General features: G+C 68.8%; 11 protein-coding genes. 5 read left to right on the top strand and 6 right to left on the bottom strand.

The genetic code is table 11. The annotated features are described in order from the left end of the window. Positions 1-105: 105 nt before the first annotated feature. Entirely contained in the window at positions 106-537 is a 432-nt protein-coding gene (locus IXW21_RS15590) for an Lrp/AsnC family transcriptional regulator (protein ID WP_194765164.1), read from the bottom strand. Between the two features lie 157 nt (positions 538-694). Between IXW21_RS15590 and pdhA the strand changes: the two genes are divergently transcribed. The 3 genes from pdhA to IXW21_RS15605 are packed head-to-tail and all read left to right on the top strand — an operon-like array spanning position 695 to position 4,274. Then, positions 695-1,810, top strand: coding sequence for a pyruvate dehydrogenase (acetyl-transferring) E1 component subunit alpha (gene pdhA, locus IXW21_RS15595; protein WP_194765165.1), 1,116 nt, complete (start codon positions 695-697; stop codon positions 1,808-1,810). Beyond that, positions 1,807-2,853 carry an alpha-ketoacid dehydrogenase subunit beta gene (locus IXW21_RS15600; protein ID WP_194765166.1) on the top strand — a complete coding sequence of 349 codons (1,047 nt, stop codon included), beginning with the start codon at positions 1,807-1,809 and terminating at the stop codon, positions 2,851-2,853. The genes pdhA and IXW21_RS15600 overlap by 4 nt, the downstream gene beginning before the upstream one ends. Beyond that, a complete protein-coding gene (locus tag IXW21_RS15605; protein WP_194765167.1) occupies positions 2,850-4,274 on the top strand; it encodes a dihydrolipoamide acetyltransferase family protein in 1,425 nt (474 codons plus the stop codon). Before IXW21_RS15600 ends, IXW21_RS15605 begins: the two co-directional genes overlap by 4 nt. 33 nt (positions 4,275-4,307) lie before the next feature. Here IXW21_RS15605 and IXW21_RS15610 read toward each other — a convergent pair whose 3' ends face one another. After that, positions 4,308-5,438, bottom strand: coding sequence for a sensor domain-containing protein (locus IXW21_RS15610; protein ID WP_194765168.1), 1,131 nt, complete (start codon positions 5,436-5,438; stop codon positions 4,308-4,310). Positions 5,439-5,853: 415 nt separating this feature from the next. Here IXW21_RS15610 and IXW21_RS15615 point away from each other — a divergent pair, with 415 nt between their 5' ends. After that, positions 5,854-7,173: an MFS transporter gene (locus IXW21_RS15615; protein WP_194765169.1), complete on the top strand. Its 1,320-nt coding sequence runs from the start codon at positions 5,854-5,856 to the stop codon at positions 7,171-7,173. A 55-nt stretch (positions 7,174-7,228) separates the two neighbouring features. On the opposite strand, the gene ptsP is transcribed toward IXW21_RS15615, so the two are convergent. The 3 genes from ptsP to dhaK are packed head-to-tail and all read right to left on the bottom strand — an operon-like array spanning position 7,229 to position 11,333. Further along, complete coding sequence (gene ptsP / locus IXW21_RS15620) at positions 7,229-9,700, bottom strand: phosphoenolpyruvate--protein phosphotransferase (protein WP_194765170.1); 2,472 nt, start codon at positions 9,698-9,700, stop codon at positions 7,229-7,231. Continuing rightward, positions 9,700-10,341: a dihydroxyacetone kinase subunit DhaL gene (gene dhaL / locus IXW21_RS15625; RefSeq protein ID WP_228528648.1), complete on the bottom strand. Its 642-nt coding sequence runs from the start codon at positions 10,339-10,341 to the stop codon at positions 9,700-9,702. Before dhaL ends, ptsP begins: the two co-directional genes overlap by 1 nt. Next, the gene (gene dhaK / locus IXW21_RS15630; RefSeq protein WP_194765172.1) at positions 10,341-11,333 is read right to left on the bottom strand and encodes a dihydroxyacetone kinase subunit DhaK; all 993 of its coding nucleotides are present in this window, start codon (positions 11,331-11,333) and stop codon (positions 10,341-10,343) included. Before dhaK ends, dhaL begins: the two co-directional genes overlap by 1 nt. 90 nt (positions 11,334-11,423) lie before the next feature. On the opposite strand from dhaK, the gene IXW21_RS15635 reads away from it, so the two are divergent. Beyond that, on the top strand, positions 11,424-12,260 hold the full coding sequence (locus IXW21_RS15635) for an IclR family transcriptional regulator (protein ID WP_228528641.1): 837 nt from the start codon (positions 11,424-11,426) through the stop codon (positions 12,258-12,260). 17 nt (positions 12,261-12,277) lie between these two features. Here IXW21_RS15635 and IXW21_RS15640 read toward each other — a convergent pair whose 3' ends face one another. Then, positions 12,278-12,889: a TetR/AcrR family transcriptional regulator gene (locus tag IXW21_RS15640; protein ID WP_194765173.1), complete on the bottom strand. Its 612-nt coding sequence runs from the start codon at positions 12,887-12,889 to the stop codon at positions 12,278-12,280. Positions 12,890-12,996: the final 107 nt, after the last annotated feature.

Genomic DNA, 12,996 nt, shown 5'->3' on the forward strand with positions numbered 1-12,996 from the left:
CCATCCGCCGCCCGTTCGGAGACGGCGATCCCACCGATGCCCTCATGGCGCCGGCAACGAGATCAGGACAGCCCAGTCCAGCTCAGCCCCGGTGACGAGGCCAGGTCAGATCAGCGCGAAGTCCTCGAAGATGAGTGTCGTGCGCGTGGAGCGGATCGACGGAATCGCCTGAATGTCCTCGAGCACGATGCGACGAAGGTCGCGCGCATCGCTGGCCCGAACGAGCAGGATGACGTCGAAGTCCCCGCCGACCAGGGCCATGTGCTCGATCTCGGGAATCGCCCGCAACCGCGCACTCACCTCCTGCCACGTCGCCTGCTCGATCGCGAGAGTCACATACGCACTCGCGTGGTGCCCGAGCCGCACCGGGTCGGTGCGCACGGTGTAGCCGGTGATCACCCCGGCATCGGTGAGTCGCTTGATGCGCGCGTGAGCTCCCGCTCGAGAGACATGCACCGCCTCGGCGATCGCCGTCATTGACGCCCGGGCATCGCGCTGCAATTCGCGCAGGATGGCGTGATCGGTGTCATCGAGCATGATTCTGGAACCCCTTCGTCCGGTGCCAGAATTCTGACACTTTGCGCACAGGATCTCCATCGGAACCTCAGTCGTTCAGGATTCTCGGGTAGCCCTTGGACGATTGCCGCCGCGAGCGCATGCTCGTGTCATCGGGTTCGGCAAGGAGGGCGGACGTATGAGCGACGAACGACACGAGGCACGGTTCCTGCCGCGGGATGAACCTGTGCAGCTGATCGATGCCTCCGGCACAGCGACGGCTGACGACCAGTTCGTCCTGCCGAGCACCGACACCCTTCTCGCCGCGTATCGCGGGCTCGTCGAGGGCCGCCGCATCAACGACCAGGCGAGCGCTCTGGTACGCCAGGGCCGCCTCGCCGTCTACCCCTCGTCGCACGGCCAGGAGGCCTGCCAGGTCGGTGCGGCCCTCGCTCTCGCCGCCGACGACTGGCTCTTTCCCACATACCGTGACTCGGTCGCTGTCATCGAGCGGGGCGTCCCGGCCGATGAGGCCCTCGTCCTCCTCAAGGGAGACTGGCACTCGGGCTATGACGTCCGCTCCCACCATGTCGCCCCGCAGGCCACTCCCCTCGCGACGCAGCTGCTGCACGCCGTGGGCTTCGCCTACGCGGCCAAGCGGCGAGGTGAAGACACTGTCGTCCTCGCCCTCTGCGGCGACGGCGCCACGAGCGAGGGCGACTTCCACGAGGCTCTGAACTTCGCCGCCGTCTTCCACGTGCCCGTCGTGTTCTTCGTGCAGAACAACGGATTCGCGATCTCCGTTCCCCTCAGTCGGCAGACCGCGGCACCGTCACTCGCCCACAAGGCGATCGGCTACGGCATGCCCGGCCAACGCGTCGACGGCAACGACGTCGCGGCGGTCCTGGCCGTGCTCGGCGAGGCCGTCGACCGCGCCAGATCGGGCGGCGGACCGAGCCTGGTCGAAGCACACACCTATCGGATGCAGGCGCACACCAATGCCGACGACGACACCCGCTACCGCGAGCGCGCCGAGGTGCAGTCCTGGGTCGCGCGCGACCCGCTCACCCGCCTGCATGCTCACCTCACTGAGACCGGAGCACTCACACCCGAGCTCGAGGCGGAGTACGCGGCCGCCGCCGACGAGACCGCGACGGCGATGCGGGAGGCGCTCAATGCGGATGCCGACATCGACCCCGAAGATCTCTTCCGCTTCGTGACCGAGACGCGGTCGCCACAGCTCGACGATCAGTGGCAGATGCTGCGTGGAGAGATCGAGCGGACCGCCGACGCTGCACCAGGAGGCATCCGATGACCATCGCACACGACGACCGCCGCGTGGAGGAGCACCCGACGACGGTGTCGACCATGAGCATGGCCGCCGCACTGAACCTCGCACTCGCCGACGCGATCGAGACCGATCCCGACGTCGTGGTCTTCGGCGAGGACGTCGGAGCGCTCGGCGGGGTCTTCCGGATCACCGACGCCCTCACCGCACGGTTCGGAGAGGACCGCTGCTTCGATACCCCGCTCGCAGAGTCGGGCATCGTGGGCACCGCGGTGGGCATGGCGATGAACGGCATGCGTCCCGTCGTCGAGCTGCAGTTCGACGCCTTCGCTCTGCCGGCCTTCGAGCAGATCGTCAGCCATGTCGCGAAGATCGGCAACCGCACGCGCGGCGCGGTGCGGATGCCGATCGTCATCCGCATCCCCTTCGGCGGCGGAATCGGCGGTGTCGAACACCACTGCGACTCGTCCGAGGCCTATTACGCACACACGCCCGGACTCACCGTCGTCAGTCCGTCGACGCCGCAGGACGCGTATTCGCTGCTGCGCGCAGCCATCGCCTCGCCGGATCCCGTGATCTTCCTCGAACCCAAGAAGCTGTACTGGACCAAGGGCGAGGTCGACACCGCGGTCGCCGCCGACATCGGCACCGCCCGCATCGCGCGCGAAGGCACCGATGTCACACTTCTCGCCTACGGCGCGTCTGTGCCTCTGGCGCTGGAGGCCGCCGACGTCGCCGCATCCGAAGGACGCAGTGTGCAGGTCATCGACGTCCGTTCGCTGTCGCCCTTCGACGACGCGATCGTCACCTCCGCGGTGCGGTCGACCGGGCGAGCGGTCGTGATCGCCGAGGCGCCGGGCTATGTGAGCGTCGCCTCCGAGATCCAGGCCCGTGTCTTCGAGCGGTGCTTCGAGTACCTCGAGGCGCCGGTGCGTCGAGTCACCGGGTTCGACATCCCGTACGCGCCGCCGAAGCTCGAGCACTGGCACCTGCCCGATGTCGACCGCGTCCTCGACGCGATCGACTCGCTGCACTGGGAGGACGCCGAGCACGAAGAAGGTGCGTCATGACCGCGCTGACCACCCATGTCTTCCGTCTGCCGGATCTCGGTGAGGGGCTGACCGAAGCGGGCCTCGTACAGTGGCTCGTCGCTGTGGGCGACAGCATCGTCACGGATCAGGCGATAGCCGAGGTCGAGACGGCCAAGAGCATCGTCGAGCTGCCGTCGCCGTTCGCGGGAGTCGTGACGGCGCTGCACGGTGCACCCGGCGACACCATCGACGTCGGCGCCCCCGTGCTCGAGGTCGCCGACAGCGCCCCTTTCAGCGGCAGGGATCCCTCGGCCGCCGTCGAGCACGAGGCATACCGCGACGAGGAACGTGCCGGCTCGGGCAACGTCCTGATCGGATACGGCACCACCGAGCGTGGCCGGTCAGGACGCCGCCGTCCGCGAGTGACCTCCGGAAGGATGCCCTCGCCCTCGCTGACGGAGACCACCCCCCAGACGTCCCGCAGCGCGACGCCCGTGCCCGAGGTACCCATTCCTGAGACGCCCGTGCCCGAGAATCGGGCGCAGGATGCTCGAGCTCAGGGTCCCGTTGCGGTCCGCTCCCCTCTCGTCCGGCGCTTGGCACGCGATCTCGGACTCGACGTGCACGCGATCGTCCCCTCGGGACATGACGGCGCCATCACACGCGCCGACGTCCTCGCTGCCGCGGTCGACGACGCCGTCGTCGGAGCCACCGCCCAGCACCGTCATGCGAGCACGAGCACTGACACGGACACGCTCGACGGCCTGTGCGTCGCCTCCCGTGAACGCCTGTCGCCGCTGCGCCGAACCGTGAGCGCCCGACTGACTCGCAGTCGCTCCGAGATCCCCGAAGCGACGGTCTGGGTCGACGTCGATGCGACCGAGTTGTGGGAACTGCGATCGCAGATGGCGCCGGAAGGGAGCAGGGCGCCCTCCATCACCGCTCTGATCGCGCGCTTCGTGCTTCTCGCTCTCGAAGAGCATCCTGTCCTCGCCTCACGACTGAGCGATGACGCATCCGAGCTGATCTCCTTCGACGGCGTCAACCTGGGCGTCGCGGCCGACACCGACCGCGGACTCCTGGTGCCCGTCGTCCCCCGCGCGCACGAACTCACCGTCGAGCAGCTCGACGCGGCGCTGCGGGACCTCACGGCGACAGCCCGGTCGGGGGCCATGCCAGCCGAGCGCCTGCGCGGCTCGACCTTCACCCTGAACAACTACGGCGGGCTCGGTGTCGACGGCTCGGCCGCGATCATCAATCACCCCGACGTCGCCATCCTCGGCATCGGCCGCATCATCGAGCGCCCGTGGGTCGTCGACGGTCAGGTCGTCGCTCGCCGCATCGCGCAGCTGTCGCTGGTGTTCGATCATCGCGTGTGCGACGGCGGGTACGCCGCGAGCTTCCTCCGGCGCGTGACCGCGCTGATCGAGCATCCGCTGCGCGCGTTCGGGCGAGTGTGACGATGCCCGGCACGGGGCGGCACCACGAGACCCTCACTCCACGGTGAGGTCTCCTCGCAGGGTGGTGTCGGCGGTTGTGATGCCGATGATCCGCGCCTCCGTGGAGTCGGTGTCGTCCCGAGTGGTGTGGAAGGTGAGGAGTCGTCCTTCTCTGTCGGCGGCATAGTACGCCCACTGCCCCGAAGACGAGATGTGCACTCGAGTTCCCGACGGGAACGCGGCGAGCGCCGACGAGACCGGGTCACCAATACGCACCTCGAGCGCGTGCGGTGCCGCCATGCCGTCGACTCCGGCATCCTCTTCATCAGAGCGAGCGCCGGCGGTGATCTCGGAGATCGTCCCGTCCTCGGTCGCTGTGACCATGAGCGAGGCGGTGCCGTCCGGGCTCGTGAAGGTCGACGGACCACCCGGGTACGAGGGTGGAGTCACCGCAGCATCCGGCAGCACAGCCACGACGACGTCGTAGGTGTCGCCGAGGCGGATCGGGCCGGCACCCGACCCCGTGATGGACCACTCGGCCCAGGGCACGGATGCATCGCCCTCGGGCTCGGTCGTCCCTGCCGGAGGGGTCGACGTCAGACTCTCCACGAGTTCGGATTTCGCACCGACAGCGGTCGTCTGCAGCAGCTCGACCGCGGCCTCCGCGTCGATCGGTGCGGCATCGGGCAGAGAGGTCGTCAGGTGAACGAGTGTGTTCCCCACTGCCGCGAATCCGTGGAAGACCCTCCAGCCGTCCGAGGACGGGTCGGCGTTCAGTGTTCCCGCCAGCGCCCGGGCACCGTCCTCGCCATCCGCGACGACCGACGCGAAGGTCTGGGGACCGCCGTAGTCGAACTCGCCGCACTCTGACGCAGCACGCTCGAGCTGGTCCATCCGCGCGGTCACGTGAGCCTCATCGGCGAACTGCATGGCGATGACGCTGTTCGGGGTGTATTCGCTGTCGCTCGGCATCGACCAGGACATCGTCCGCGCTCCCAGAGAAGCGAGCGACTGCTCCATGTAGAGCACACCGCAGATCGCCGGCGTGAACTCCGGTCCACCACCGTCGGAGATCTGCTCCAGAGCATCGGAGGGTGCGCTCACCTCCGTCGCCGAGGGGATCAGAGCGAGGATGTCGTCGGCGGAGGGCAAGAGCCACGAGAGTTCGTCGCCGACGAATGACACGGGTCCGGTGTACGGCTCTGGCGAGGAGACCTCTGGCGTCGGTGACGCTGACGTCGAGGGCTCCACCGAGGGCGCACAAGCGGAGAGCGCGAGGAGCGCTCCGATCCCGACGACTCCGAGCGCGGCACGCGCCCGACCACGAATCCGAACACGCATGACGTTCCTCCGAATCGTTCATCACGTCGAGATCCGACGCCCCATCTGGAGAGTACGGTGGTGCCGATCCTCCGGTCGAGAGCAGAATGCATGTCGATGCGAGAATGTGAGAAGTCACATGCCATCGAGCGCATACAGTGCAGACCTTGGGTCGCATCCCCTCATGCGCTACGCTCGACCTTTACTGACCGATCATTCGGTAAGTGCAGCGACGCGACCCGCCGTCGCTCGTCCCCCACCGCAGAACAACGGAGTTCTCATGACGTCAGCAGTCTCCGCTCGCACCTCGACAGGGCGAATGCCCGCCGAGGAGCGACGCGTCCTTGCCAGCACACTCGTCGGCACCTCGATCGAATGGTACGACTTCTTCATCTACGCCCAGGCCGCGGGCCTGGTGCTCGCCCCGCTCTTCCTGGCGCCGATCGCCGAGGAGAACAAGGGATTCGCACAGGTCCTCTCCTTCGCGACCATCGGCATCTCCTTCCTCTTCCGTCCACTCGGAGCCATCATCGCCGGGCACCTCGGCGACAAGCTGGGGCGCAAGAAGATGCTGGTCTTCACGCTCGTGATGATGGGCCTGTCGACCTCGCTGATCGGGCTGCTCCCGACGTACGCCGCGATCGGAGTCGCCGCACCCATCCTGCTCATCGTCCTGCGCATCCTGCAGGGGTTCTCGGCCGGCGGCGAGTGGGGTGGAGCGGCGCTGATGGCCGTCGAGCACGCGCCGACCACCCGACGGGGACTCTTCGGCGCATTCCCGCAGATCGGCGTCCCGATCGGCATGATCCTCGCGACGGCCACGCTCTGGGTGCTGACGAGCTCGATGTCGCCCGAGGCGTTCCTCGAGTGGGGGTGGCGGATCCCGTTCCTGCTGTCGATCGTGCTGATCGCCGTCGGCTATGTGATCAGGCGTGCGGTCGACGAGAGCCCCGTCTTCGAAGATCTCCGTCGTCGCCGGCAGGAGGCCTCGGCACCGCTGGGCCGTCTGTTCCGCAAGAACACCAAGCAGGTCGTGCTCACCGCGCTCATCTTCATCGGCAACAACGCCGCCGGCTACCTGCTCATCGCATTCTTCGCCACGTACGCCGTCACCGCTCTCGGCATGGAGCGTCCTCCCGTGCTGCTGGCCACGACGCTCGCATCATTCGGGTGGCTGATCTTCACGCTCTGGGGCGGGCACCTGTCGGATCGTCTCGGGCGCGTCCGCACGTTCCAGATCGGGTACATCGCCCTGGCCCTCTGGGCAGTGCCCATGTGGTTCCTGATCGACACTGCGAACATCCTCTGGTACTTCGTGGCGCTGTTCGTGATGACCTTCGCGCTCGGCCTGTCGTACGGCCCACAGGCGGCTCTGTATGCGGAGATGTTCCCTGCGAACGTGCGGTACTCGGGCGTCTCGATCGGGTACGCGCTGGGCGCCATCCTCGGCGGGGCCTTCGCCCCGATGATCGCCGAATCGCTGATGAATCAGTTCCAGGCAGCCTGGACGATCGGCGTGTACATCGCGATCGCCGCGGTGATCTCCCTCATCGGAGTATCGATGGTCAAGGAGCCGAAGGGCATCGACCTGCACGCCTGAGAGAGTCACGGACGAACGCCGAAGGGGCCGGTCCTGCGACCGGCCCCTTCCGCGTTCACAGGCCGAGGATCTCGGACGCCACCGCACGCGCCTCCGCCGCGGTCGCCGAGCGGAGCACGGCTTCGGCGGCTGCGAGGCACTGCGCCTCGCTGACGCCGCCGAGCGCGGCGGCGACCCGGCCCAGAGCGCGAGGCGACATCGAGAGCGAGGTGACGCCGAGGCCGATCAGCACGGGCGCGAGAGTCGGATCGGCGGCGGCCTCTCCGCACACGCCGACCGGGAGGTCCCACGTGCGACCGGCTGCCCCCGCGGCACCGATCAGACGCAGCACCGCGGGCTGCCACGGGTCGTTCAGGTCGCCGAGCTCCCCCAGCATCCGATCCGCCGCGAGCGCGTACTGGGCCAGGTCGTTGGTGCCGATGCTGACGAAGTCGACGACCTCGAGCATCTCGGATGCCAGCAGAGCCGCCGACGGGGTCTCGATCATGACCCCCACCGTTGCGAGCCCCGCAGCCCGCGCTCGCTCCGCGAAATCGAGTGCCTCGTCGACCGTCGCGACCATCGGCGCCATCACCTCGACGACCGCCGATTCGGCCTCGGCGGCGATCGAGAGGGCGCGCAGCTGATCGTCGAGCAGCTCGGGTGAGCGACGGGCGATGCGCAGACCTCGCACTCCCAGGGCCGGGTTCTGCTCAGAGTCGTCGTTCGCGAACGGCAGCGGCTTGTCGCTGCCCGCATCCAGCGTGCGCACGACCACCCGACGCCCCGGGAACGCTGCGAGCACACCGCGGTACGCCTCGACCTGCTCGTCGATCGACGGCGCCTCGACCCGATCGAGGAAGCAGAACTCGGTGCGGAAGAGTCCGACGCCCTCTGCTCCCGCCGCAGCCGACGCGGCAGCGTCGGAGGCACCGCCGACGTTGGCGAGCAGGGCGATGCGTCGGCCGTCGGCCAGCACGCCCGCGCCCGCGAACGGGATGTCGTTGCTCGCTGACCTCGCTGCGGCGACGCGGGAATCACCCGGATCGATCTCCACGGTGCCCCGCGAGCCGTCGACGAGCACGTCGACCCCCGCAGGGATACCGGTCGCACCGGGAACGCCGACCACCGCAGGGATGCCGAGCGAGCGAGCGATGATCGCGGTGTGCGATGTGGGTCCGCCCTGCTCCGTGACGAGCGCGACGCAACGACTGCCGCCCAGTGCCGCGGTGTCGGCGGGGGACAGATCGGATGCGACGAGGACGAAGGGGCGGTCGTGTTCCGGGATGCCGGGCAGGTCGACCTCGAGGATCTCGGCGATGATGCGATCACGCACATCGCGGATGTCGGCCGCCCGCTCGGCCATCCGCCCGCCGAGAGCCACCAGGCCCTGCTCATGCGCGACGGCAGCCTCCCAGACCGCACGTGCGGCCGTGCGCCCCTCGACGCGCACCAGCGCAGAGGCCTCCGAGAGGAGCTCGGGGTCGGACGCGAGCAGGCGCGAGGCATCGAGAATGTCTCGCGCCTCACCGTCCGCCGCAGAACTCCGAGCCCGCAGGTGATCGGCCACGGCCACGGTGGCCCGCTCGATCGCCGACACCGCATTCTGCCGCCTCGCCTCCGGGACGATGTCGTGGGCGTCCGGCTCCTGAAGCGGTGCTGCAAGAAGCACCGCAGGCGCGGCCCCCACTCCCGCACTCACTCCCCGCCCCCGCAGGACCGAGCCGGATGGCACCGGCGGCACGCTCGCCGTCGACGCCTTCCGTCGCGTGTCCGGTCGCGGTGCAGGGATCATCGCCGTCGCCGGCTCCGTGTCCGTCCCCTCGCCGAATCCATCGTCGAAGAGCGTGGCCACGCGCTCCACGGCACTCTCGGCGTGCGGCCCCGCCGCCGACAGCTCGACCTCATCGCCCTGTCGCGCCCCGAGCATGAGCATCCGCGACAGACTTGCCGCTGACGCACCGGGCCCGTCCGGCAGCAACCGGAGTCGCACGTCCGTTCCGCCGGACGCCTCGGCGATGAGCGCCGCCGGACGCGCATGGATGCCCAGCGGGTTCTTCACCGCCACCACTCGCACGACGGCATCCGGGCGATTCTGCGGGCCGTCCTCGGCTGATATGTCGACGCTCGCCTCTCCGAGCTGCCCGGTCTTCGCGCCGAGGGCTGCCGATGCTTCCTGGGTGACGACCTCGAGCGATCCGCCCGCCGCCGCCGACACGACCGCAGCCAGCAGCCCCTCCACGAAGGGGGCGGGCGCGAGACGGACGGGCACCTCGCTCACACGGAGCTCGAGAGCCAGCTCCGCGCTCAGCACGGCCGACCCCAGGTCCATCAGCACGAGCACCCCATCGCAGTCGGTCGCGAGTTCGTCGATCGCCGCGGCCACCGCGACCGCATCCGTTCCGAGGATCGGCGTGCCCTCGGCATCCGATCCTGCACCGGCGGCCACCCGCACCCGGGCTCCCCCACCCTGAACCATCTGCAGGGCGAGCTCCAGCGCCGCCTCTCCGAGCCGAGCGCTGTGGGAGACGGCGACGATGCCGATCATCAGGACGATTCCGCGGTCGCCTGCGCGAGCGTCTCGAACAGCAGCGTCGTCGATGCGGACCCGGGGTCGAGGTGACCCGCGCTGCGCTCTCCCAGATAGCTCGCGCGCCCCTTGCGGGCGACGAGAGGCAGAGTCGCGTCGCGGCCGCCGGCCGCCGCCTGAGCGGCCGACTGCGTCGCCGCGCCGAGATCAGCACCCCCGGCGATGGCCGCGTCGAGCGCGTCGACCGCCGGCGCCATCGCGTCGAACATGGTCTTGTCGCCTGCTTCGGCCTTGCCGCGAGCGACGATGCCGTCGAGTCCTGCTCGCAACGATGCCGCGAGCGCGGTGGCATCCAGCTCCGTGACCGGCCCGGCTGCCATCCCCATGCGCAGGAACAGAGTCCCGTACAGCGGACCGCTCGCGCCGCCGACCGAGCTCACCAGGGTCATCCCGACGGTCTTCAGCAGTTCGTCGACGGTGGCCGGCGCTCCCGCATCGAGCTTCGCCACGACCGCGTCCATCCCTCGGGCCATGTTCGCCCCGTGATCGGCGTCGCCGATCGCCGAGTCGAGCTCGGTAAGCCAGTCCCGCTTCTCGGTGACGGCGTCACGGAAACGGTGGATCCAGTCGACGAGTGCTGCGGTGTCGATGCTCGCCATCATGCTCCCCACCGCAAGCCGGGAGTGTTGACCGGAGCATCCCACAACCGCAGCAGCTCATCGTCGGCCTTCAGCACCGTGAGCGAGCAGCCGGCCATGTCGAGCGACGTGATGTAGTCGCCGACCAGGTTGCGGGCGATCTGCACTCCGGCGTTCTCGAGCAGCGCGGCCACCTCGCCGTACATCAGGTACAGCTCGATCAGGGGCGATCCACCCATGCCGTTCAGCATGACGATCGCCGGCCCCGACATGTCGAGGTCAGCGAGGATCGGCTCCACGAGCTGACGGGCGATCTCGGATGCCGGCGCCAGCGGTTCACGGTGGCGCCCCGGCTCGCCGTGGATGCCTATGCCGATCTCCATCTGATCTTCCGGGAGATCGAACGTGGGCTTGCCGGCGGCGGGGACTGTGCAGCTCGTGAGCGCCATGCCCATCGAGCGGCCCTGGGCGTTGATCCGCCTCGCGAGTGCCACGACGGATGCGAGGTCCTGCCCCTCCTCCGCGCCCGCGCCGACGAGCTTCTCGAGCAGGACCGTGAGCCCGACGCCTCGGCGTCCGGCGGTGTAGAGCGAATCCTGCACCGCGACATCGTCGTCGACGATGACGGTGCCGACGTCGATGCCCTCCATCGAGGCGAGCTCGGCGGCCATCTCGAAGTTCAACACGTCACCCGTGTAGTTCTTGACGATGTGCAGCACGCCCGCGCCGCGGTCGACGGCCTTGGTGGCGGCCTGCACGCGGTCAGGCGTCGGAGAGGTGAAGACCTCGCCCGCGACGGCGGCGTCCAGCATCCCGACGCCCACGTATCCGCCGTGCAGCGGCTCGTGCCCGGATCCTCCGCCCGAGACCACGGCGACCTTTCCCTCCGCCTTCGGCGTCGCGCGCGTGATGACGTGATTATCGAAGTCCACCGACAGTTCCGGATGCGCGAGGGCGACGCCCCGCAGCGATTCGGCCAGCACATCGGCGGGGTTGTTGATGAGCTTCTTCATCGTTCGATCTCCCTTGATCTCTGCGGTGGCGAACTTTCGCAATATTGGAAAGTTATTCGTCAATGTCGAATATGCTCGGGCGCAGTCGAGTTGTCAAGGTCCACTCAGACGACCGACGCGACTGCCCGGCTCGACGACGAACCGGAGGAGGAGGCCATCGTGATCCAGGCCATCGATCGCGCCGCGAAAGTGCTCGAACTGCTGCAGGGCGCACGCCATCTCGGCATCACCGATCTCTCGCTCGCGCTCGGCCTTCCCCCGTCGACCGTGCACGGGATCGTCAAATCCCTGCGCGAGCACGGGCTGGTCGCGAAGGAGCGCGGTGGGCAGCGCTACATGCTCGGTCCGACGCTGCTTCGGCTCAGCAATGTGTACCTCGACACGCTCGACGTACGGGCCCGGGCAATGCGGTGGACGCAGGAGCTCGCGCGTCGCACGAACCTGCCGGTGCGTCTCGGCGCCCCGCACTTCCACGAAGTCCTCGTCATCCATCATGATCTGCGTCCCGACGACAGTCAGCAGATGCTCGAGACCGGCGTCGCGATCCCCGCACACGCCTCGGCGATGGGCAAGGTGCTGCTCGCACACGATCTCGGCTTCCAGCGCACCGTCTTCGAGCGCCCGCTGCCCAGCCTCACGGGCGACACGATCACCGACGTCGCACGGCTCACACTCGAACTGCCCGCCATCGCCGAACGTGGCAGCGCCTCGGAGACCGACGAGGCCGTGCTCGGCGAGTCCTCGATCGCCGCCCCCGTCGCCGACGCGTCGAACGACATCGTCGCGGCGGTCGCCGTCGTGATGCCGACGTCGCAGACACCGGCATCCGACGCCGTGCTCAACGCGCTGCGCGAGACGGCGCGCAACATCTCGCGGGAGCTCGGCGCGACGTCCTGGCCGCCGCGCGTCGCGCCCGCCGACGACTGAACGCCACGGATCAGGACTCAGCGCGACTGCAGCCCGTCCAGGCTCACGCGGAGGATGTCCTCGCCCAGTTCGTCGGGGTCGACCGGTCCACCGGGCCGGTACCACTCGACGACCGAGTTGATCATGCCGAAGATGAGCCTCGTCGCGACGGCGGCATCCACGTCGTCGCGGATCAGCCCCTCGGTCTGCGCCTCGGTGACGATCGCGGTCACGCGCTGGTCGAACGCGCGACGACGCACGAGCGCCGCAGTCTCGACCTCTCCGTTGCCACGCACCCGCAGCAGCAGCGTCACCGACGGGAGCTTCTCGGTGAGCACGCGCACCGCGCCGCGGATGATCGATCGCAGACGGTCGGAGGCGAGCGGATGCCGGGCTGTCGCGTCGTCGACGACGGCCTCGAGCGCGTCGAGGGCGTCGTTCAGTGCGAGTTCGAGGATCGCGGACTTCGATTCGAAGTGGTGGTAGAGCGCGGACTTGGTGAGCCCCAGCGTCGCGCTGAGGTCCGCGACACTGGTCGCGTCGTAGCCCTGCTCGTTGAACACCTTGACGGCGACCGCGAGCACCTGCTCGCGGTCATAACCTGGCCGGCCTCGTCTGGGGGCCGGCGCGTCGGATCGGGGCTGCACCATGGGCCAAGTCTGTCATTCCCGGTGAGTTGCCATTCGCTCTGCGATCTGAGATCGTATTCCTGACCGATCGGTCTGAAATTATCGCCAGCGTTGGTGATCGAGAGGAT

The sequence above is a fragment of the Microbacterium sp. UFMG61 genome (genome assembly GCF_015354505.1).
In the GTDB taxonomy this organism is placed as follows: Bacteria; Actinomycetota; Actinomycetes; order Actinomycetales; family Microbacteriaceae; genus Microbacterium.